We start from the raw sequence: 22064 nt of genomic DNA on the forward strand, positions 1-22064 counted from the left end.
AATAACCGTGCACCAAAGGCAAAAAGGTTGCGTTTGAAATCATGTTTTAGACGAAAGGCACTTAGCCGTCGATGAACGACGACAACTGTCCACTAGGCTGCCAGATCAAATTTCTCCGGAACCATCTTCGCCAACATTTTTTGGCAAGCGCTCAGATTGCGCTGAAAAACCTCATGCGCATTCATCGCCTCCAGAAACGCAACCAAGCTGGGCCATTTACCGGCATCGGGTGGTCCGGCAATCAAATCGGTCTGCATCAATTGCGCAGCGATAGAAATATCGGCGATGGAGAGTTGATCCCCAAGAAAATATTTTCCGCCGTCCAGCTCCCCTTCGAGATAGTCCCAAAGCGGCGGCAACTTCTCATTCCATGTCTTGCGCGCGGTTTCCAGATCGGGTTCCTTACCCGACATGGCGGAAAAAATAATCGGCCGGAACACGCCACCGCCGCCGTTCATCGCCAGCACACTGTCGGCATATTCCTCCAGCCATAAAGCGCGACCATATAGGAAAGGATCATCGGGATAAGCGGCGGGCTGCGGACATTTCTTTTCCAGATAACCGCACATGGCGGAGCTGTCCGCAATGGTACCAGCCGTTCCCTCGGTGCCAATAGACATGTCGCGCAAGGCCGGAATCCGGGCCAGCGGGCTGATCTCAAGATACCAGTCGGGCATCGCCATGATATTGATCGCCACACAATCATAGTCGAGCCCCTTGAGCGCGAGTATCGCCTCCGTCTTGCGTTGGAATGGGGACAGAGGGGATCCGTATAGGACAATTTCGGCGGTCATTTTTTGGGGCTCTCCATTGTTTGTTATAGCGCCCCATGAGCGTCCGAAGCGGCAGGATGTCAAGGATGATTTTGACTATTGCTGCATTTGAGCTTGTCATGAATGACCAAGCTCAAATGCAGTAAAGAGCCAGAACATCATCAACTGATATTAAATCTCAATGAAGCGGGGTAGCCACATGCAGATTCAAGCAAAATACTCGAACTGTTGATCAAAGGTCCTTTCCCTTAAAAACGGCCCTTCTCGTCCTGCAACTCCGAATGAAGCCATATTCTGGACCATTGCCGCCAATCGGCGATCGATTTGCTGCTCCATATCAAAATTTGCGAATTCGCTCCCATGCCACTCAGAAGCCTGCTGGTTTTGAACAAGGGGCTCGGCAGCAATTACTCTGAAATCAGCCACATTGCCGCCAATGTAGACATTGGCCTCGCCCGTGCTGAATTCTCCATCCGCAAAATTTATCTGCGGCATGTTCATAAGGCTATAACCGACATCGTTAAAGAAGCCCGACGTTTGCTCGCTGCCGATCACATTTCCGATGTCCATTATCTTTGTGCCATCCTGCATGAAGATGCTCATATTGCCTTGAAAGAGCTTGTTGACGACGTCGTCAGCACCATCCAGCTGATCCATGGTTTGCACATTCCAGTCGAAATAGATTTGATCGCCAGAAATATCGGCGAAATTAATACTGACATCTCCCCTGGCATCCAGATCCAGCAGATTGTAATTTGAAAAATCAAGCGATGAGAGCTCGAAATCATAGTTCCAGAGCAACGAGTCACTGCCGTCCCCCATATGATACTGAACGCTCACACCTCCAATTTCTGTCCGTGCATCGATGATATCATCACCAGCACCTCCTGCGGCCAGACCACCGCCAAAATTGAATATCAGGAGATCATCATCATTTCCGCCATACAGCTCGTCCATTGCATTGGCACTGCCACTTTCACGGTCGCCACTATAAAGCGTATCTGCTCCATTACCGCCATAAAGCTGATCACTGTCGCCGCCGCCGTATATAAAATCCTGCCCGTCCCCGCCGAATAACTCATCATCCCCTCTACCCCCGATCAGAATATCATTGCCGCCCAATGTCGTCAGATGATCAGCACTAAAGGCACCGACAACAAATTCAGATTCGGCGGAAAACTCAAGGGTGTTTTGGGTATCCGACAATATCTGAAGCGCCAGGCCGCCACCTGACAACTGCGCCAAAGCCGCTCCCGCGCTTTGCGCTATCGATATACTGGTGATGTCGTCGAGAAGGTCACCGGCAAAGGAACCATACCAGTCACTCACCACCTGAAAAAGATTGCCACCCAGGGATCCGTCGTTGAGGAATCCCTGCACCAGATCGCCCTTGGTCACGATATTGTGGGCTGCATCAACTGCGTCCCAGGTAGCCGGCCTGAAGTCGATCGTCAGGGTCGCCGCGCTGCTAACGTTTATGTCATGATATTCCAGAATACCGGCCGTCGCCGTGCCCAAATTGGCCTGTGTGACGTGGTTGACAGCAAGCAAACCGGCAAATTCCACAATGACACGACCGACATTATCAGCAGCATCGACGAGAGACGTTGGTGCTGTTCCGCTGACACTCCGGGGGCCGCCACCTCCACCCGAACCGCCACCAAAAGTCTGCCCCAGATTACTCATATCATCGAAAAGAGCCCGTATGCCGGTATCACCAAAGACCAAAGTGCCTTCATTAATCGCCGAATAAGCGATCGCAGTGGCCATTTGACCGGCAGGGTCAGCCTCGCCTGTGCCCCCCTCAACCCCGTTTTTAAGTCGCCCTATGCCAAGGCCAATTTCTTGGTCAAACAGAGCTGGCAGAATATTTTTTGCCGCAGCTTCCCATTGACCAGCCACTCTGGAATTGTCTTCCTGATACCATTGTTCTTCGCCAAATAATAATGTCGTCAAAAGCGACATACTGTGCCTTTGCATGATCGAAAGATCAGCGCCATGAACCGATATCTGGTTCTGCGTCATGCCCGGCAACTGTTCATATTCCGCGGTTTCATAACCGAGATAAAGACCAAGCCCGGACAAAATTGTTCCTAGAGCCGGTCCCCCGCCCAACATTGTTAACAACGAACCGGATACCCCTGCGATAGCAACCTGAAGGCTGCCGTCCCGAATATGTTGCAACACTTCGCCTTCAACACTGGTGCCTTGAAAATCATATAGCGGTGTGCGGAGGTTAAAATGCTGCATCACCTGGTCAAAAAAGTCGCCAATGGCCTGCCCATTTTCCAGCAGGGTGTTGAAGGTGAAATTACCGTCTGTCAGAATATCGACCAGATCTGCCAACAGTGCCTCATCGGCCGTCACCGCCTGAATACTGTCGGAAAAAGCCTGGGCATAGGCCGCAAGACCAAATGGCATATGGTCGTAGCCATAATTCAACTCACCCGACAGCGAACCGACAAATCCGGCTAACCCCCCGCCCAGGGAATGTCCGACCAGCATCGTCGCATTGTCATGCGGTTCAATTAGATAATAAGGCGTGGAAACACCAGCTACAGCCTTGTAAAATTCAATTGCCAGCTGCGCCTGCCCGCCGCCGGGAAAACCGGCACCCACTGTCCAGCCATTAAAGACATCCGCCGCTCCGGGACTATTAAAGAAGTCCTCTTCAGTACCGCTAAAATCTGGATTGGTACCCCGATAGGAAATCACGTTTTGATCATTCCAGCTATAGGATATCGCATAGAAACCCACTGAACTTGTGATATCAAGACCAAATTGGTCGGTACTATCCGTCTGTATTACAGCGGTCCCAATGGCATCGCCCTCGACATCATTTAGTTGGGCATCATAGCCCCGATTATAGGAGTCCATCGCAAGAATGGCGCGAAAAACATTCGAATTCATAAGGCTGCCAGGCTGTTGCATTGCTATCTCCTTGTAAAGTCTCCATCGGTTATTCTACCACTGAATGGTCCTTGAGCTCTCGGTAGTAGGCGACCCGTCTCTGGGTCACGCTGTGGTTTGGTAATCGCACCGTTGAGATCCTTCAGCCATGCGAGTCGATCGCCGAGACTTCTGGTCACCGGATCCTCAGTTCGTTCTACGGAGATGCGTCTCAGCATCACGCCCTCACCGAATGAGGTCGCCAGGTTTTGATTATCCACCTTCACAATGGTCGTCGGGTCATCCAGATCATCAAAACGCACCATCATCGGATAATAGCTTGCCGGCTCGTCCGTACCGGGCCGCTTTGTCCCGTTTGTATAGTAGCGTGGAATCTCATGCCTGCCAGTCAAGGCCAAGGTCCGATCCATACTTATATCGAAACTAGGGTCTTGATTTGTTCTTCTAACTTCTTCTCGAACCTCTTCAAACCGAACCGGCTGGGTTGCCGACATCAGAACATAACCCGCCCAATCGACCGACGTTTCCGACCGCAGCAGCGCAAATAAAACGCCCCGTTCCCCCAGATCGACCGTCACGGCTTCGCCTCGCACCCGGGTCGAAAGCTTGTTGGGTTGTGGTATGGAATTGGGTCCGGCCACAAAGGTCTCCACTTGGATCACACTCGATCCGCTCCGGAGTCCCTCCGGCGTATCGACCGTTACCGTCAGTCGATAGCGATAATCGGGATACCGCTTGCCGCCCGAAAAAGGGTTGCAGCCAGCAAGAGCAAAGACAAATGCCGCACCAAGGGATGTCAGAATGAAACGACGCTGGTTGTTCATGGTCATTTTACCTTCTCCTCAAGTAACCGATCCCATCGGGTAGCGTGCTTGTGAAAGGGTTGGTTTTCACCTCCTGATAGTCTTCCAGATTGTTAAGCCACTTCAATCGCTCATCTATGGTCCGGGTGATCGGTTCCTCGGTTCGTTCCACCGAGATGCGTTTCAGTGTTACGCCCTCACCGAAGGAGGTCGCCAGGTTTTGATTATCCACCTTCTCCATAGTCATGGGATCATCCAGATCATCAAAGCGCACCATCATCGGATAATAGCTTGCCGGCTCGTCCGTACCGGGCCGCTTCGCCCCGTTTGGATAATAGCGTGGAATTTCGTGCCTGCCGGTCAAAGCCAGTGTCCGCTCCATCATGATATCAAATCTGGGACTGCGGTTGGTTCGTTTGATTTCGTCGCTAATCTCCTCATATCGAACCGGTTCGACAACTGACTTCAAAACACCGGATGCCCAACCAACCGATCTTTCCGAACGCAGCAGCGCAAATAAAACACCGCGCTCACCCAGGTCGACCGTCACGGCTTCACCCCGGACCCGGGTCGAGAGTTTGTTCGGTTGCGGTATGGAATTGGGTCCGGCCACAAAGGTCTCCACCTGGATCACACTTGATCCGCTCCGCAACCCCTCCGGCGTATCAACGGTGACCGTCAGTCGATAGCGATAATCGGGGTAACGCTTGCCGCCCGATAAGGGGTTGCAGCCAGCAAGGGCAAAGACCAATGCTGCACCAAAGGATTTCAGAATGAAACGACGCTGGTTTTTCATGGTCACCCGCTCATTATATATGATGATCATCCATCAATATTATAATAAACACAATAGTGAGTCCCGTTTTGTCAAATAAATGATTTAACAAAAATTTTACTATATTAATATTCGAAGTAGAGTTCTATTTGATCAAAAAACCTAATGGTAGTCTATTTTTACGGCATCCGCCGCCTGTTTCGCCAATACCCTCGCCGCATCGCTGTCTGCTCCAGTTGCCAGCGCAACGGCCATCCGCCGATAGGGCCGTGTCAGCGGTTTCCCGAAAAGGCGCACATCCACCTCGGCGCCCTCACTGCCCATGGCCAGGGCATCATCAACGCCGGCATAGGCGAAGTTTTCGCTGTCTCTATCCGCCAAAATCACCGCACTGGCGCTCGCAGGCGCGGTCAGGGCTATATGCGGGATTGGCAGACCCATGATGGCACGGGCGTGGAGGTCGAACTCGCTCAAGTTCTGGCCAATCAAAGTGACCATTCCGGTATCATGGGGGCGCGGACTGAGTTCGGAGAAAATCACTTCGCCTTCTTTGGTAACAAAAAACTCGACGCCGAACAGGCCCCATCCCTTTCCGTCTCCGGCGAGATTATCGACGACCTTGCGCGCCATATCTTGTGCAGTTGCAAGCGCATCGTCCGTCATCGCCGCCGGTTGCCAGCTTTCCTGATAATCGCCGCGTTCCTGGCGATGACCGATGGGCGGACAGAACAGGATGCCGTCCCGTGTACGGATGGTGAGCAGGGTGATTTCATAGTCAAAGTCGATAAATTGCTCGACAATCACCCGCGCCCGGTCGCCGCGCATATTGTCCACAGCGTAATTCCAAGCAGCTTCCAGTGCATCGGCGCTGTCAACTTTGCTCTGCCCTTTTCCGGAGGAGGACATCACCGGCTTGATAACCAGCGGCAGGCCGATATCATCGGCTGCGGCCCGCACTTCGGCAAAGCTTTCGGCATAATGATAGCGTGAAGTCCTCAGACCTAATTCTTGTGCGGCGACATCGCGAATGGCATCGCGATTCATGGTCAGCTGCGTCGCGCGAGCAGATGGCACAACATTGAAACCGTCCGCCTCCACCTCAGCGAGAATTTCCGTGCGAATGGCCTCAACCTCTGGAACGATCAGATCAGGCTGATGCTTTGCAATCGCGGCGCGCAACTTGTCACCGTCGAGCATGGAAAATACTTCATGCGCATCAGCAACCTGCATCGCCGGCGCAGCGGCATAGGCATCGCAGGCAATTACATAAGCACCGAGGCGCTTTGCCGAGATAACGAATTCGCGGCCCAGTTCACCCGAGCCGAGCAACAGGATTTTTTTAGTGAAGGTCATGAAAGATAACCTAAACTAGAAATATTTATTCGTCATCCGGTAGTTGAATGCTTTCAAGCGCCCTCGGCCATCATCTCCGTCATTCGGCGGTTCATTTCTTCCGGACTGACATCTTCAATATGCGTGGACAAGGTCCATTCATGGCCGAACGGGTCTTTCACCCAACCGGAACGATCACCGTAAAACTGATCTTCTACCGGTCGGATTGCAGTCGCACCCGCCGCAACCGCCTGGTCAAAAGCGGCATCAGCATTTTCGACGTAGATCATCAGGCTGCTGGTGGCGCCGCCCCTCGCCTTGGGACCAAGCTTGTCCATATCGGGGAACTCGTCGGCCAGCATGATGTGGCTATCGCCGACCAAAATATCCGCATGACCGATCTTGTCGCCCATCGGCATGCGCATCACTTCCTCGGCGCCAAAGGCCGCTTTGTAAAAATCGATTGCCGCCGCCGCATCATCGACGGTCAGGTAAGCGGTGACGCTATGATAGCCGTCTTCTTTCCATTGGGTCATATTTCCTCTCCTCACTAGAAAGTCATAATGTAACAAATTTACATCACTTTTGCGAATTCGCCCTTTTAGAATTGATATATCATATCATTTATTCTAACTGCGTCATCACCAGTTCCCAAAATTAGAGAAGAGTAATCCGTGTCCCATCACAAGTTTCTGACTTCCGCCGCTATTATATTATTGCCTGCTTCCCCGGCATTCGCCCAGTCTGCTCAACAGACGGAAACCGGTGATGATTTTCACAATGACGATGCCATTGTTGTAACTGCGCCCTATGTCGACCGGATTGACGTATTGGCGGGGACATCCGTGTTGACCGGTGATCAGTTGACCCAGGATTTGCGCGGCCAGATTGGTGACAGTCTGACCAAATTACCTGGTGTTTCATCAACCAGCTTTGCCCCCGGCTCCTCTCGGCCAGTCCTGCGCGGCTTTCAAGGGCCGCGGGTCCGGGTGCTCACCGATGGTATCGGCACGCTGGATGCTTCCAATACCTCGGTCGACCATGCGGTGACCATTGATCCGCTGACCGCTCAGAGTGTTGAAGTGCTCCGCGGACCGGCGGTGCTGCTGTTTGGTGGCGACGCAATCGGCGGCGCGGTCAACGTCATCGACAAGCGAATCCCCCGTGATGTCCCTGATGAAGCCTTTCACCTCGATGCCGTCGGCGGCTTTGGCAGCGCGGCCGATGACTGGAGCGTCGGTGGATCTCTGGACGTGCCGCTGACCGACTCTCTGGTTTTCCATATTAACGGCAGCTACCGCAATACCGATGACCTAGACATCTCCGGCTTTGTTCTGGCTCCGGAACTGCGCAGCGAAGTGCTGGAGCAAGTAGCTGAGGAGACGGAAGAGGGTAATCTTGATGGAAGCCGCTGAATTGGCTGAAACCGCCGATCAGCGGGGAACGGTGTTCAACACCGCTAGCGAAACCATCAATGCCTCTACCGGCCTTGCCTATATTACAGAAGGCGGCAATATCGGCTTCTCCGTCAGCTATTATGACACAGACTATGGCGTTCCCTCCCGCCCCGGCGCGGAACATGCCCATGAAGACGGGGATGATGACGGCGATGAAGAAGAGGAAGAAGAAGGTCCAGTGACCATCGGCCTCGAACAGATCCGTGTTGATCTCCGTGCCGGGGTTAATCTGGGCGATGGTTTCTTTGAATCACTGAATCTGCGCGCCGGCTACTCCGACTATGAACATACCGAATTTGAAGGCGATGAAATCGGTACCGTCTTTGAGGTAGAAGGCATCGAAGCCCGTGCGGAATTGGTTCAGAATGAACGCAATGGCTGGCGCGGTGTAATCGGCACGCAGCTTTTGGTGCGCGATTTCAACGCCATTGGCGCCGAAGCCTTCGTGCCCAAAAATAGTATCGAAAGCTGGGCCTTGTTTACCGTGCAGGAAATTGATCTCGGCAATTTCGAGGTCGAGGCAGCAGCCCGGTTCGATCATACCGATATCGAGTCCAGCATTGTCAATTTTGATCGCAGTTTCGACAGCTTCTCTGGCGCATTGGGCTTTGCCTATGCCCCTGAAGACAATGGTCTGAGACTGGGCGTCAATCTCTCCCGCTCGGAACGTGCACCATCGGCGGAAGAACTGCTGTCCGATGGCCCGCACATTGCCACGCAGGCGTTTGAAATTGGTAACCCCAATTTCACCACTGAAAAAAGCTGGGGTGGAGAGCTTTATGCCCGCTGGAATTCCGAAGATATCCAGCTCAGCGCAACCGTTTATGCCAACAGTTTTGATGATTATATCTTTGAAACGGAAACCGGTGCAGAAGAAGATGGTTTGCCAGTTTTCCAATTCTTTCAAGAAGATGCGACCTATTACGGCTTTGAAGCCTCCGCATCCTTCGTTGTCGCCCGTGCAGGCGGATTTGCTTTCGTCACCGACGGGGTTGCCGACTATGTCCGCGCGAAAATCAAGGATGGCGGCGGCCCCGTTCCACGGATCCCGCCTTTGCGGCTGCTCGGCGGAATTGGAGCCCAGAGCGACTCTCTCGATCTGCGGGCAGAACTGGAATGGTCAGACAGCCAAAATCGCGTTTCGACCTTTGAAACACCAACCGACAGTTTCACGATGGTCAATGCCTCCGCTGCATGGCGGCCTTTGGGCAAAGATGGCGGTGTAACGTTACTCGCATCCGCCAATAATATCTTTGATGTGAATGCGCGTCGTCATGCCTCGTTCACGAAAGATTTTGTACCGCTGGCGGGTCGTGATATTCGTATCAGCGCGAAATTTAGTTTTTAGCCGGAATCGGGATACTCCTGATCCTGCTGAAAACGCAGGATCGGGAGTTACCTTATGCGCAAAATAATCGCTTCTATTGCCCTCTCATCGGCACTCTTGCTGGGCGCCTGCAACACTGTGCAAGGTGTTGGGGACGATATCAAATCCGTTGGCCGGGCTGGCGAACGGGCGATCGATTAATCCATATCATCAGGAGAATTACCATGCGCAAGATTTTGGCATCATTGCTTATTTCATCAACCCTCGTGCTCGCGGCCTGTAATACGGTTCAGGGCGTCGGACAGGATATTGAATCGGTCGGCCGCGCGGGTGAAGACGCGATAAACTAAGCTATTCGGTAGCTTCGAGTTTCGCTCTTTTGCGTTCGGTAAACCACATGATTGCCAGCGATACCTCGTAAAGCATGATCAATGGCAGGCCGAGCAAGAACTGCGACACCACATCCGGCGGCGTCAAGATCGCGGCCAACACAAAGGCTGCGACGACCATGTAACGGCGCAGGCCTTTCAGTTGATCGCGTGTGACCAATCCTGCACGGTTGAGGAGCAACAACAGCACCGGTAACTGGAAACATACGCCAAAGGCCAGAATGAACCGCATCACCAGATCGAGATAGTCCCCCATGGCAGGCAAGGCCTCTTGGGTCATGCCGCCGACTTCGCCTTCAAAGCCGAGGAAAAAACGGAATGCCGTCGGCATGACAATGTAATAGGCCAATGCTGCTCCGGCAGTGAATAATATCGGTGTGGCAAACAGAAACGGCAGAAACGCCTTTTTCTCATTGGCATAAAGGCCGGGCGCGACAAAAGCCCAAAGCTGGTTGGAGATGATCGGAAAGGCGATAAAAAAGGCAGCGAACATCGCAACCTTTATTTCGACAAAAAAGGCTTCATAGAGCTTGGTATAGACCAGCTTCCCTTCACCCGGCGGGAAAGCGTCGGTTAACGGCACGACCAACATTCCGAATATCTCATCGGCGAAATAGAAACTGGCGGCAAAAGCGATAGCCAGCGCCACCACCGACCAGACCAACCGCTGGCGCAGCTCGATCAGATGTTCGATCAGCGGCGCTTTGCTCTCATCGATATCGGGCGCGGACTGCTCGTTCATGCGCCCGGTTTTTCTGCTGGTTTTTCTGGTGTATCATCGCCCAACGGTAGATCAGGCTGGTCGCTGTCGCTTTTTTCTTCCGTCGCAGGTGGGCCATCCAATGGCTGCATAACTGGTTCATCGTCAGAAACCGTCGGATGCTCGAGCATGATACGCTCATTCTCCGCCGCCCATTTTTTTTCCATTTCCTGCAATTCCGCCTCGCGGACCATTGCATCAAAACCGGTTCGGAAATTGCCCATAACGCCGCGCGCTTTGGCCATCCAGCGGCCAGCTGTTGCCAATGCGCGGGGCAGCTCTTTCGGGCCGATAACGACGATGGCAATGATCACGATAATCGCGATCTCGGATATGGAAAGGTCAAACATATCTGTGCGCCGCTATCCGGATCAGAATCCGGTCGGCTCTTCTCAGCTGACCGTCTTGTCGGACGTTGCCGCCTTGTCTGCGCTGACATCCGCCGGTTTGCTGTCAATCTGGGCCGAAGCCTTGGCACTTTCCTCTTCTTCGGTAATGCCTTTTTTGAAGGAACGGATCCCTTTGCCGACATCGCCCATCATTTCAGAAATCCGGCCGCGACCGAACAGGATCAGCACCAGTGCTGCTACAATTAAAATCTGCCAAATACTCGGTTGCATCGAAAATCTCCTGATCTATGCGCTCTACTTAAGCGCTTTCCGCCTCATTTTCCAGTGAATCGGCGGTGTCATCATCATTTTCTTGTGCACCATCTTGGTTAAGCTCTTGTTCCAGCGGCAATTCCTCTTCCGCCTCCATCTCCAGCCGTTCCATCGCCAGATCGACCGGGTCCAGCAAACCAGCGGCTTTCAGGTCATCAATGCCCGGCAGTTCCTTGCGGCTTTGCAGGCCGAAATGGGTTAGAAATTCAGCCGTTGTCGCGTAGATAAGCGGCCTTCCCGGTACTTCGCGACGGCCGGCTGGGCGAACCCAACCCGCTTCCATCAGCACATCAAGCGTGCCTTTTGCCACTTGAACGCCCCGGATCGCTTCGATTTCTGCGCGGCTGACCGGTTCGTGATAGGCGATGATTGCTAGCGTTTCCATGCCCGCGCGGCTCAATTTGCGCAGTTCCGCCCGCTCCCGGCGAAGCAAGTGCGACAGGTCTTGCGCCGTCTGAAAATGCCAGCGATCACCGGTTTTCATCAGCGATATGCCGCGTCCAGAATAGTCGTTCTGCAGATCGTTGAGCGCAGCGCGAATATCTATTTCTTCACCGACATAAAGTTGGATATCCGCAATCGTCATAGGGTTTTCCGACGCGAACAAGGTCGCCTCTACCGCCCGCGTGCCTTCATCCATTTCAACATTCATGCCCATGATCAGACTACGATCATCATCCACTGGCTTATCCATCACTGCTTGCTTTCAATTTTAGGGGCGCAAAACTCTCATCCTGACTCAGCACCAATTTTCCCTGACGTGCCAGTTCCAATGCGGCAACGAAACTGGATGCCAAAGCCGACTTTCGTAACTGCGGCGGCGCGCCTGGCGGGAGAAAATCCCTGATATCCGTCCAGTCGATCGCTTCACCAAGCATCAACGACACTCGCGCCAACGCGTCTTCCAGCGTCATTACCATCCGCTGTTTCACGATGTGCACTGGCGGAATATTGCGCAATTTGACCCGGCCATAGGCGGAGATCAGGCCATAATATTCTGCCTGCCAATGCCGGTTTTTGACCACGCGCAGACCTTCCGGTGCCCCGCGAGCAAAAACATCACGGCCAATCCGGTCACGGGCCAGCAATCGCGCGCCGGCCTCCCGCATGGCGTTGAGCCGTTCCAGCCGCATTTGCAGACGCAGCGCCAGTTCTTCCGGCGAAGGATCCACCTCCGGATCCTTGGGCAGCAGCAGGCCTGACTTTAAATAGGTCAGCCATGCTGCCATCACCAGATAGTCTGCCGCTAACTCCAGCTTCAGACTTTGTGCGTCGGCGATATATTTCAGATATTGCTGAACCAGCTCCAGGATCGATATTTCCCGTAAATCCACTTTCTGGTTGCGCGCCAAGGCCAGAAGCAAATCAAGCGGGCCTTCCCAGCCATCGATATTTAGCGTGAGCGCTGCCTCTTCCTCGCTAGCAGCTTGGGTAAAGAAAAACCCCTCTTCGTCCGACTCTTCGATAATTTCCGGTCCGTCTGTCATTAGGCCGCCGCCAGCAATGCGTCTCGGCGGGATAACAGCTCGGCCAATTCGACCTGCCCACCGGACTGATTCAATGTCGCCATGGCTTTATCCAGCCGTTCCCGGGATTTGTCGCTAATCTCACCCAGCAGGTCAGCAATGCCGATCATCTCATCCATCCGACCCCAGCAGTTAAGCGCAATATCACAACCCGCCGCGACCACATCACGTGCGCGTTCGGGAACTTCGCCTTTCAACGCCTTCATGTCGAGATCATCCGAGAATAGCAGCCCGTCAAAGCCGATGGCCCCGCGAATGATATTGTCGATCACCGTTGGTGACAGACTTGCGCAGCGCTCTGCATCCCAGGCGGTATAGACAATATGCGCGGTCATCCCCATCGGTGCATCCGAAAGCGAACGAAACGGAGCGATGTCGGTTTCCAGTTCTTCGGCAGAAGCGCTTACTTTCGGCAATTCCAAATGACTATCAACCACAGAGCGGCCGTGGCCCGGCATATGTTTGACGACGCTCACCGCGCCGCCCTTGGTCTGGCCGTCGATCACCGCACGACCCAAGGCCGCCACCTGCATCGGATCGCTGCCCATCGCACGGTTGCCAATGGCATCCACAGTGTCCGGCTGACGAACATCGAGCAGCGGCAGGCAATTGACCGTAATGCCGACTTCACGAAGGCTTTCGGCAATCGCCTGTGCATTCAGCCGAGCCGCCTCAATCGCGGTCGCTGGAGCAATGTCGTAAAGCTTGTCAAAAGTCTCCCCCGGCGGGAATTTCGGCCAGACCGGTTCTTGCATCCGCGCAACCCGGCCGCCTTCCTGATCAATCAGGATCGCCAGATCATCGCGGCCATGCAACAGGCGCAATTCGTCGGTCAGCGCTCGCAATTGCCGCTTGGTTTCAACATTGCGGCCGAAAATAATATAGCCCGCTGGGTCGCTTTCCTTGAAAAACGCCTTTTCGTCCGCCGTCAGGCTTAATCCCGACATACCAAAAATGACCGGTTTCATGACTTAACTCTACCCAATCCCGCGCATAATATGACTTATCATGCGGAAAATTGGCGGACCGGTAAAGCGGAAAGCGCCGTTATCCACAGCGCGTCCCCGATTTTCGACGCAGGCACCTTGCCGCGCTCACCCAAAGCGCGAGAGGAAACCGATATCTTTAAAGCTTATTGTGGAACGACGAGGCAGCTTTCACCTGCTGCTTTCAAACCGTTGCACACCTGTTGCGCTGCCTGAACGTTCGGAGCCACCGCATTGAGGCGATAGATAGTTCCACCTTCAACCGTGCCTTGCACAATTTTCTTCGGCAAGGCGCCAATGTCAGCAAAGCGCCTGCTGAAACCAGACCAGGCGCTATCAGCCTGCCCGGCGGAACTGAATGCACCAAGCTGAATCATCGCACTGCCGGGAGCTGACGGAGCAACAGTTCCAGCTTTCTTGATCGGAGCCTCTACAGGCGGCGCTGTGCCAAGTTTACCTGCTGTGCCTTGTCCCTCGGAAGCGGCAAAACTCGCGTCGCCTTCGCCTTCGAACTGCTTGGCCTGCGGATCATCAGGGCGTATTTTATAATCGCCTTCCTGTGCCGCGATCAATGTGCCGTCGCCGCTCAGGCCGCCCGCATCGCGGTTCTGCATCCAATAGATGCCGCCGACAATTGCTGCCAGCAGCGCTATGGCCAAACCTACAAACAAGGCGACACGAAGGGGAGAATATTCATCCTCTCCATCATAGTCTTCGGCAGATTCCAGCCAAGGTAGACGATTGTCATCGTCCAGATCCAGACTATCACTATTCACATCAGACATTACTCAAACCCCACAGCAATTCTCGAACGCTCACATCTTGTCAGCGGCACTGACCCCCATCAGCGCGAGACCGTTCTTAATTACTTGCCCTAAATATTTAGCTAAGAAAAGCCTAGCAGACGTCATGGCAGGATCGTTAACCATGATGATCCGCATTTCAGGCCGATCATTGCCCATATTCCAGAAGGCGTGAAACGCTGCTGCGAGGTCGTTGAGGTAGAAAGCAATCCGGTGCGGTTCACGACTCATCGCGGCCGATTCGACGATTCTCGGGAATTGGGCAGCCTGTTTGACAAGGTCGAGTTCTTCGGCGCCAAGCTTGTCGAGATGATCGGCTGAGGGAAGGACATTTTCCTCTTCCGCCGCTTTGCGCAAGGTGGATTGGATCCGGGCATGGGCATATTGCACATAAAATACCGGGTTGTCCCGTGAAGCCTCGGTTACCTTGGCAAAGTCAAAGTCCATCTGCGCATCGGCCTTGCGGGTCAGCATCGTGAAACGCACCGCGTCCTTGCCGACTTCTTCGACCATATCCGCGATAGTGACAAAATTGCCCGAACGTTTCGACATTTTCTCCGGCTCGCCATCGCGCAGCAACCGAACCATCTGGATCAGCTTCACGTCAAATTTGGTTTTGCCCTCGGTCAACGCCGCCACGGCCGCCTTGATCCGCTTGACCGTGCCGGAATGATCGGCACCCCAAATGTCAATCAACTCATCCGCCTGTTGGGCTTTTTGGAAATGATAGGCCAGATCACCGCCAAAATAAGTCCAGCGTCCATTGGATTTCTTGATCGGCCGGTCCTGATCGTCACCAAATTGGGTCGAACGGAACAGAGGCAGCTCCACGGGCTCCCAATCGTCTATGGTTTTACCCTTGGGTTTTTCGAGCACGCCATCATAAACCAGATCCCGCGCGCGCAGCTCTGCTTCGGCTACATCTGCCTTGCCCGCTTCGTGTAATTCCGCTTCAGAAGAGAAAACATCATGCTCGATACCCAATAGTGCGAGATCGGCCCGGATCATATCCATCATGCCGGCTACGCTCCGTTTGCGAAATATTTGAAGCCAAGCTTCTATTGGTTTATCTGCAAAAGTGTTGCCAAATTCATCAGCAATCTCGTTAGCGATCGGGACTAAATAATCGCCGGGATAGAGCCGATTTTCCCGATCCTCCCATTTTTTAAATTGAGATTCGAGCCAAGGAAATTGTTCAGTGGTAAAGTCGCCTTTGTGCCCAAGCACCTCCATATATCTTAGATAAGTTGACTGAGCAAGAAGATCGACCTGCGCACCCGCATCGTTGACATAATATTCGCGGATCACCTTGTGCCCGATAAACTCGAGCAAATCAGCCAAGGCATCGCCGACGACCGCACCGCGGCAATGCCCCATATGCATGGGCCCGGTTGGATTGGCCGATACATATTCAACATTGACGGTGACACCCTGCCCCTTGTTAGAGCGGCCATAATCCGCGCCCAATGCCTCGATTTCTTTCAGTTCCGCGATCAAAACAGCATCACTGACGCGCAGGTTTATAAATCCCGGCCCGGCCATTTCTGCCGTTTTGACATCATCAAGAGCTTCGAGTTTGCCGACAATCTTCTCCGCCAGATCGCGTGGTTTCTCTCCTGCTGCCTTTGACAGGACCATTGCAGCGTTGGTTGACAAATCACCATGTGACGGATCGCGCGGTGGCTCCAGCGTCACGTTTTTGCGATCAAGGTCTGCCGGTAAATCACCATCGGTAACCAGATCATCTAGCGCTTTATCAATATGTTGCTGAAAAATATGAAACAGCATCGCTTCACCCCAATTTTCAATAGATTATAGAGCCCGGACCCGCCGAGCCAAACGTAATATATGCCCAGAGCTTTGTCGGCCCAAAGCTTTGTTGACCAAGAAGTTTATCGGGTCGCGTTATATTGCAGCTGTTCCGGGCTCAGCTGAAAACCGATCAAAAGTTCAAAAGTTGACCTTGCTACCGCAGCTCGCACCGCTGGATCTGCTAGCGGATCCAGTGCAGCGTCGGGGTCTCCAGGTTTTCTTTTGCGTGTAATGCGTTCGATTACATCTTCTGGAAGCCGCGCAGCCGCCGCATCAACATAGGAGCCCGCTTTACCGGAAGCTGAAGCGCGATATTCGCCATCAGCGAAAGTCAGCGTTACATTTTTAACGCGCTTGGCAACAACGGCAGTCCCACCCTGCACGACCGTCGAGAAATATGGTACGGTAACCGTTCGCGCACCCTGGGGGCGAGAGCGGACTGCATAAACGTCAAACGTGGCTTCGGAATAAATCCGCGCGCCTTCGCTGTTACAAGTCGAACGGACGTTGGTGATATTGGCCACAACATCAATCGCACTCGCATCTGTGCTGTTCACGGGATCAAAAATGGTGACATCACCTGTATAATCGGGAACGGCAACTGCGGGACAACCACTTCGGGTTACGCTAACGCCAACGCCGGAGCTGACATCGATGGCGCCGTCTTGTGCGCAACCCGCCAATGCCAAAACCGTTCCACCGGTCAATAACAACTTATTGAAACGCCGTTTGAGTATCATGCTTATTCCTTGCCTTTTATCCCATTTCGCGCAGATTTGACCTGCGTCCTTGTTCAGGGTTTGGAAACCCTTATCTATGCCTTTAAGAGCACGCAACCATCCATAGGATGAACAGACAGGCTTTTCGCCGCCTCCGTTTTTCATTAAGGCTTTGAATATGAATCATGCAGAATCAGGAAAACCCCGTATTAGCTTGCTTGTAGCAGCCCCCCGCGGCTTTTGCGCGGGCGTTGATCGGGCCATAAAAATCGTGGAACTGGCAATCGAAAAATATGGAGCTCCTGTCTATGTACGCCACGAAATTGTCCATAACCGCTATGTTGTGGATGAATTGAAAAAGCTTGGTGCCGTATTCGTCGAGGAACTTGACGAGGTACCGGACGGTGTTCCGGTGGTCTTTTCAGCACACGGAGTGCCCAAAGCCGTACCGCACAAAGCAGAAGAACGCGGCCTGGAATATGTCGATGCTACTTGCCCTCTGGTGTCAAAGGTACATCGTCAGGCCGAACGACAGGTTGAGGCAGGACGGCATATTATTTTCGTCGGACATGAAAATCATCCTGAGGTCATTGGAACTTTCGGTCAGGTCGATGAAGGCATGATGACTCTGGTCGAGACACTGGAAGATGTTGCCGCGCTAAAGCCAGCGGACCCGGAGAAGCTTTCGTTTCTGACCCAGACCACCCTTTCCGTCGATGATACCAGGGCGATTGTCGAAGCGCTGCAGGAGCGCTTCCCAAATATCGTGGGACCAAAAGGCGAAGATATTTGTTATGCCACGTCAAACCGCCAAGATGCTGTGAAAAGCATCGCGAAATCCTGCGACTTGGTTCTGGTTATTGGTGCGCCAAACAGCTCTAACAGCTTGCGACTTGTGGAAGTCGCCGAGCGTGAGGGAACAGCTGCCCATCTTATCCAGCGCGCGGACGACATTGATTTTGCCTGGATGGAAGGTGTTGCGACACTTGGTTTGACCGCTGGCGCTTCCGCTCCGGAGATATTGGTGCGCGAAGTCGTGTCCCATCTTGAGGAACGCTACATCGTCGACGAACAAAAGATAAAAACGGCTGACGAGCGCATGGTTTTCAAGCTACCGCGTGGACTCGAAGCCGCCTGATGGCTGTTTATACCAAGGTCAGTGCTGAAGAGATTGAAACCTTCTTGGGCCGGTTTGATGTTGGCACATTGGTATCTGCCAAAGGCATAGCCGAGGGCGTAGAGAACAGTAATTACCTGATTGAAACGACGCAAGATCGGTTCATTTTGACGCTTTACGAGAAGCGTGTCGACCCGGACGATTTACCCTTCTTCATTGCGATGCTCGACCATTTGGCCGAGAAAAAACAACCGGTACCACCGATGATCGCTGACCGCACTGGTACGAAAATACAAAATTTGTGCGGCCGACATGCTTGTCTGATCAAATTTCTTCCCGGTATTTCCGTGACGATGCCGACTGCGGCACAAGCCCGAGCCACCGGCCAAGCGCTAGGCGGCATGCATAATGCCCTACAAGACTTCAACATGCAGCGCGCCAATAGCATGGACCACGACACATGGCGCGAGCTCGCCGCTGATTGCGGTCCCGGCGGACTGAATGAAATTGCACCTGATCTCAATGATATTGTGGCGGCCGAACTCGATTATCTTGATGCACATTGGCCGGTCACATTGCCACAATCTGTCATCCATGCCGATTTGTTCCCGGACAATGTGCTGATGCTTGATGATGCGGTTACCGGCCTGATTGACTTTTATTTTTCCTGCACAGATGTTCGCGCCTATGACATGGCTGTGACCCATGCAGCCTGGTGTTTTTCCGAAGATGGTGAACAGTTTGACGAAGCGATCTCGGCCGCGCTTCTGGAGGGCTATAGCGATGCATTTGATCTCAGCGCAGAAGAACGCGCGGCCCTGCCTGTTTTGGCCCGGGGGGCGTCACTACGCTTTTTGTTGACCCGTGCGTATGACTGGATCAACACGCCCGCCGACGCTCTGGTAACTCGCAAAGACCCGACCGCTTTTCTCAATCGTCTGAAATATTATCAGACCAATCCAGGGGTCTTCGTCGCATGAGTGATCTCTCTTTTGTCGAAATCGCAACAGACGGCGCTTGCAAGGGCAATCCCGGTCCGGGCGGCTGGGGAGCATTAATCCGGCATGGCAAAACAGAAAAGGAAATCTCCGGCGGCGAACCGGAGACGACCAACAACCGAATGGAATTGCGCGCTGCTATTGAAGCGCTCAATGCGTTAAAGCGGCCGTGCAGGGTCAAGCTGTCGATTGACAGCACCTACGTGAAGGACGGTATCACCAAATGGGTGTTTAACTGGCAGAAAAATGGTTGGCGCACCGCAGGAAAAAAGCCGGTCAAAAATGCCGATCTATGGCAAGACCTCATCGAAGCGGTGAAACGCCATGATATCGAATGGCATTGGGTCAAGGGTCATGCCGGAGACGCGGACAACGAGCGCGCCGATATGCTGGCCAGCAATGCCGCGATGAACGTGACTGCCGGCCATTGATGCAAATGTCATCCCGGCGCTGACCGGGATGACGGTAACTGTTTAGATAGCTATGAACTTAGCTGTTATCTTCAACCTCAGCGCCGGGGCCGTTTTTAATGATGGAAGCAATTGCATTTTTGGCGCTGGATTTGCTCTTATAACCTTCGGTTGAGAACATGATCTCGCTATTATGTTTAAAGCGAACCCGGAACTCGCCCTTTTTATCCTTATAAATTTCAAATTTGTGCGCCATATTATCTGTCTCCATTTTAGGCCTATACTGGCCTTTGTCGGTCCGTATCGGACAGGAGATTTATTGCGTCTTAAGGCGCTGAACGCAATGACGAATTTATCAAGCCATCATGACGGCGAAACGCGAAGGATCGTATAGATCGGAATCGAGTCCCTTTACTGCAGCCTCTTTTTCCATACCCAGAAAAATCGATTTCCCCAGTTTCGCGGCAGCCGGTGCTGTCTGAATGCCAAAGCCTCCTTGCCCAGCAAACCAGAAAAAATCGGGCTGCTGGGGATCATATCCATAAACCGGCAGTCGATCAGGCGTAAAGCTGCGCAGCCCCGCCCATTTGCGGTTTACGCTTTTGATTTCGACGTCCAGTATCGATTGAAAGCGATCTATCGCCACCGCGACATCCCATTCTTCCGGCGCTACATCACTGGCAACAACCGGTGTTTCGTCATGCGGACTGAGCCAGAAACTACCGCCAGCTTCGGGCTTGAAATAGAAACTGCCGTCCAGTGCCACGACCAACGGCATATCTGGTGCGGACGGCGGATCGGTGTGTAACTGCACCATCGTTCGACGCATCGGTTGAATTTCGATTGGCAACGCGCCTGCAAGACTGGCGATTTCGCTTGCCCATGCACCAGCGGCATTGATTATCAACTTCGCGCGAATGGCATTATCGCCACTATTGATCACCCATCCGCTCTCGTCATGCGCAATTTCCGCGACCTGGGTGTTACAGGATAAGGCGACACCTTTGCGTTTCGCATCACGTATATAAGCCATGTGCAACCCGGCCACATCGATATCGCAGCAATCAGGCTCATAAACCGCTCGATCCCATCCTTGCTTCAGATGAGGCACGACAGCCGTAATATCATCCCGGTCCCATCGAACCATAGATATCCCGCTATCTTTGAACTCAGAGACGAAATCCTCCAGCAGATGCTGGTCACCGGCACGTCCGATATTGACGGCCCTGCGCTTCTTCAAAAAACTGGTCTCGGAAAACCTGGCGGGCGGATGATGGAGAAAATCGTAAGAAGCAGTGGTCAGCGGCTGCACCTGCGGCCCGCCATAGCTCTCTGTCCAAAATGCCGCTGACCGGCCAGTGCTGTGATATCCCGGTTGGTCTTCCGCTTCCAATATGATGACAGAGCAATGGTCGGCTATTTCCGAGGCTATACTTGCGCCCGCAATTCCGGCCCCGATAATGGCGACATCATATTGGTTCATGCGTAAATTTACTCATTGCTGCGGTGCCACCCTATCTAGAAACTCAAAACTGGCTTGCAAGGCAGCATCGCGTACAGGGTCAGCCTCACGGTAGATCTCGTGAGCACATTCTTTGCCGAATAATTTCATCTCGGTATGGGGCAGCAAGTGCACGGCACGTTCTATGGTCGGATGGTCAACCAGTTCGTCCACTTCCGTTGCCAGGAAAAATACCGGGATATCCACTGCTTCAAGATGCCTACGGTTTCTAAGCCCGCGGGTGGAAGAATAAGCCCGCTCTACCCAGCGCCAGCTTGCTGGCCCCAAACGGACATCCGGGCGTTCCCTAAACCAGAAAAATTCATCGGAATAACGGTCGGCGTCGTGAGTCAGCAGACCCTGCCGCAATATCTCAGGCTCCAACGGTTTTTCACTAACTTTCCAGGCACGGCGCTTCTCTCTGCCAAAGGCACAGATCATTTTGGACAGCAGATGCGCGGTCCATTCAGGCATACCCCCGCCGGCTGGTGCCAACATTGGTGCACATAATATCGCGGCATCGGGATGAATGCGCTGTTCGGCCAGCGCACGGGTAACAAGATGACCACCCATGCTGTGACCGATGACTACATGAGGTCCACTATGCCCGCCCCGCCATTGTTCGTAAAAGGCGCTCAGATCATTAACCCATGTCGCAAAGTCATCGATATGCCCGACATGTGGATGCGGACCGCACCGGCCTGAACCGCCCTGCCCTCGCCAATCGAACGAAGTAACATTCCATCCAGCGGCATGAAAATCGTTGAATGTCTCGAGATATTTTTCATAGAAATCTGCTCGACCGGTCATGAACAATATCGAACCGCGAGCATTACTCCTGGGCTGCGACCATTCAAATTGCCGCAACGCCCAACCATCCGGAGCGTGCCAGATCAGCTCTTGCGCGTCTTCAGGGATGGAGCGTCGATCAAATATAGGCGGGTTTAATCGACTCAAAAATGGGCTCCGGCCATGATGGTTACTATTTGGTAAGGCATTTTTCT

At 53.2% G+C, this 22064-nt stretch carries 25 protein-coding genes; 7 read left to right on the forward strand and 18 right to left on the reverse strand.

Going from position 1 to position 22064, the window contains the following annotated elements; translation table 11 throughout:
• Positions 1-92 precede the first annotated feature (92 nt).
• The 6 genes from AC6I9Z_RS14545 to AC6I9Z_RS14570 all read right to left on the reverse strand — a co-directional run bounded on the left by AC6I9Z_RS14545 (position 93) and on the right by AC6I9Z_RS14570 (position 7129).
• Positions 93-794 (reverse strand): glutathione S-transferase family protein, encoded by a 702-nt coding sequence (locus AC6I9Z_RS14545; RefSeq protein WP_461456492.1) that lies wholly within the window; start codon positions 792-794, stop codon positions 93-95.
• Positions 795-980: 186 nt separating this feature from the next.
• Positions 981-3704: an alpha/beta hydrolase family protein gene (locus AC6I9Z_RS14550; RefSeq protein ID WP_461456494.1), complete on the reverse strand. Its 2724-nt coding sequence runs from the start codon at positions 3702-3704 to the stop codon at positions 981-983.
• A 2-nt stretch (positions 3705-3706) separates the two neighbouring features.
• Positions 3707-4513, reverse strand: coding sequence for a hypothetical protein (locus AC6I9Z_RS14555; protein ID WP_461456496.1), 807 nt, complete (start codon positions 4511-4513; stop codon positions 3707-3709).
• 1 nt (position 4514) lies between these two features.
• A complete protein-coding gene (locus tag AC6I9Z_RS14560) occupies positions 4515-5282 on the reverse strand; it encodes a hypothetical protein (RefSeq protein WP_461456498.1) in 768 nt (255 codons plus the stop codon).
• Between the two features lie 141 nt (positions 5283-5423).
• A complete protein-coding gene (gene purT, locus AC6I9Z_RS14565) occupies positions 5424-6614 on the reverse strand; it encodes a formate-dependent phosphoribosylglycinamide formyltransferase (protein WP_461456499.1) in 1191 nt (396 codons plus the stop codon).
• 53 nt (positions 6615-6667) lie between these two features.
• Positions 6668-7129 carry a VOC family protein gene (locus AC6I9Z_RS14570; protein ID WP_461456501.1) on the reverse strand — a complete coding sequence of 154 codons (462 nt, stop codon included), beginning with the start codon at positions 7127-7129 and terminating at the stop codon, positions 6668-6670.
• Positions 7130-7267: 138 nt separating this feature from the next.
• Between AC6I9Z_RS14570 and AC6I9Z_RS14575 the strand changes: the two genes are divergently transcribed.
• Genes AC6I9Z_RS14575 through AC6I9Z_RS14590 form a run of 4 tightly spaced genes read left to right on the forward strand, consistent with a single transcriptional unit; the run spans position 7268 to position 9727 of the window.
• Entirely contained in the window at positions 7268-8008 is a 741-nt protein-coding gene (locus tag AC6I9Z_RS14575) for a TonB-dependent receptor plug domain-containing protein (protein WP_497811007.1), read from the forward strand.
• Positions 7995-9398, forward strand: a complete 1404-nt coding sequence (locus AC6I9Z_RS14580) for a TonB-dependent receptor (RefSeq protein WP_497811008.1) — start codon at positions 7995-7997, stop codon at positions 9396-9398. The genes AC6I9Z_RS14575 and AC6I9Z_RS14580 overlap by 14 nt, the downstream gene beginning before the upstream one ends.
• 54 nt (positions 9399-9452) lie before the next feature.
• Positions 9453-9578, forward strand: coding sequence for an entericidin A/B family lipoprotein (locus AC6I9Z_RS14585; protein ID WP_108810735.1), 126 nt, complete (start codon positions 9453-9455; stop codon positions 9576-9578).
• A gap of 23 nt (positions 9579-9601) precedes the next feature.
• A complete protein-coding gene (locus AC6I9Z_RS14590; protein WP_109356470.1) occupies positions 9602-9727 on the forward strand; it encodes an entericidin A/B family lipoprotein in 126 nt (41 codons plus the stop codon).
• A 1-nt stretch (position 9728) separates the two neighbouring features.
• Here AC6I9Z_RS14590 and tatC read toward each other — a convergent pair whose 3' ends face one another.
• The 9 genes from tatC to AC6I9Z_RS14635 form a co-directional block, all read right to left on the reverse strand.
• A complete protein-coding gene (gene tatC, locus AC6I9Z_RS14595) occupies positions 9729-10508 on the reverse strand; it encodes a twin-arginine translocase subunit TatC (protein WP_109356469.1) in 780 nt (259 codons plus the stop codon).
• Positions 10505-10876 carry a Sec-independent protein translocase protein TatB gene (gene tatB / locus AC6I9Z_RS14600; protein WP_461456506.1) on the reverse strand — a complete coding sequence of 124 codons (372 nt, stop codon included), beginning with the start codon at positions 10874-10876 and terminating at the stop codon, positions 10505-10507. The genes tatC and tatB overlap by 4 nt, the downstream gene beginning before the upstream one ends.
• 42 nt (positions 10877-10918) lie before the next feature.
• Complete coding sequence (locus AC6I9Z_RS14605; RefSeq protein ID WP_109356467.1) at positions 10919-11146, reverse strand: twin-arginine translocase TatA/TatE family subunit; 228 nt, start codon at positions 11144-11146, stop codon at positions 10919-10921.
• A 28-nt stretch (positions 11147-11174) separates the two neighbouring features.
• Complete coding sequence (scpB, locus tag AC6I9Z_RS14610; RefSeq protein WP_461456943.1) at positions 11175-11840, reverse strand: SMC-Scp complex subunit ScpB; 666 nt, start codon at positions 11838-11840, stop codon at positions 11175-11177.
• A gap of 34 nt (positions 11841-11874) precedes the next feature.
• Positions 11875-12675, reverse strand: coding sequence for a segregation and condensation protein A (locus AC6I9Z_RS14615; RefSeq protein ID WP_461456509.1), 801 nt, complete (start codon positions 12673-12675; stop codon positions 11875-11877).
• A complete protein-coding gene (gene nagZ / locus AC6I9Z_RS14620; RefSeq protein WP_461456511.1) occupies positions 12675-13682 on the reverse strand; it encodes a beta-N-acetylhexosaminidase in 1008 nt (335 codons plus the stop codon). Before nagZ ends, AC6I9Z_RS14615 begins: the two co-directional genes overlap by 1 nt.
• 164 nt (positions 13683-13846) lie before the next feature.
• Positions 13847-14485, reverse strand: coding sequence for an SPOR domain-containing protein (locus tag AC6I9Z_RS14625; RefSeq protein WP_461456513.1), 639 nt, complete (start codon positions 14483-14485; stop codon positions 13847-13849).
• A 30-nt stretch (positions 14486-14515) separates the two neighbouring features.
• Positions 14516-16291 (reverse strand): arginine--tRNA ligase, encoded by a 1776-nt coding sequence (gene argS, locus AC6I9Z_RS14630; protein WP_461456516.1) that lies wholly within the window; start codon positions 16289-16291, stop codon positions 14516-14518.
• A 104-nt stretch (positions 16292-16395) separates the two neighbouring features.
• Positions 16396-17055, reverse strand: coding sequence for a hypothetical protein (locus AC6I9Z_RS14635; RefSeq protein WP_461456518.1), 660 nt, complete (start codon positions 17053-17055; stop codon positions 16396-16398).
• 157 nt (positions 17056-17212) lie between these two features.
• Between AC6I9Z_RS14635 and ispH the strand changes: the two genes are divergently transcribed.
• From ispH to rnhA, 3 genes are read left to right on the forward strand one after another with little or no spacing between them, the layout of a single operon-like run.
• Positions 17213-18172: a 4-hydroxy-3-methylbut-2-enyl diphosphate reductase gene (gene ispH, locus AC6I9Z_RS14640; RefSeq protein WP_461456519.1), complete on the forward strand. Its 960-nt coding sequence runs from the start codon at positions 17213-17215 to the stop codon at positions 18170-18172.
• On the forward strand, positions 18172-19131 hold the full coding sequence (thrB, locus tag AC6I9Z_RS14645) for a homoserine kinase (protein WP_461456521.1): 960 nt from the start codon (positions 18172-18174) through the stop codon (positions 19129-19131). Before ispH ends, thrB begins: the two co-directional genes overlap by 1 nt.
• On the forward strand, positions 19128-19580 hold the full coding sequence (gene rnhA / locus AC6I9Z_RS14650; RefSeq protein ID WP_461456523.1) for a ribonuclease HI: 453 nt from the start codon (positions 19128-19130) through the stop codon (positions 19578-19580). The genes thrB and rnhA overlap by 4 nt, the downstream gene beginning before the upstream one ends.
• A gap of 58 nt (positions 19581-19638) precedes the next feature.
• Here rnhA and AC6I9Z_RS14655 read toward each other — a convergent pair whose 3' ends face one another.
• From AC6I9Z_RS14655 to AC6I9Z_RS14665, 3 genes are all read right to left on the reverse strand, one after another.
• Entirely contained in the window at positions 19639-19815 is a 177-nt protein-coding gene (locus tag AC6I9Z_RS14655; RefSeq protein WP_109356459.1) for a YegP family protein, read from the reverse strand.
• A 99-nt stretch (positions 19816-19914) separates the two neighbouring features.
• The gene (locus tag AC6I9Z_RS14660) at positions 19915-21042 is read right to left on the reverse strand and encodes an NAD(P)/FAD-dependent oxidoreductase (protein ID WP_461456525.1); all 1128 of its coding nucleotides are present in this window, start codon (positions 21040-21042) and stop codon (positions 19915-19917) included.
• A 12-nt stretch (positions 21043-21054) separates the two neighbouring features.
• Positions 21055-22017 (reverse strand): alpha/beta hydrolase, encoded by a 963-nt coding sequence (locus tag AC6I9Z_RS14665; RefSeq protein WP_461456526.1) that lies wholly within the window; start codon positions 22015-22017, stop codon positions 21055-21057.
• Positions 22018-22064: the final 47 nt, after the last annotated feature.

This window comes from Parasphingorhabdus sp., assembly GCF_059726685.1.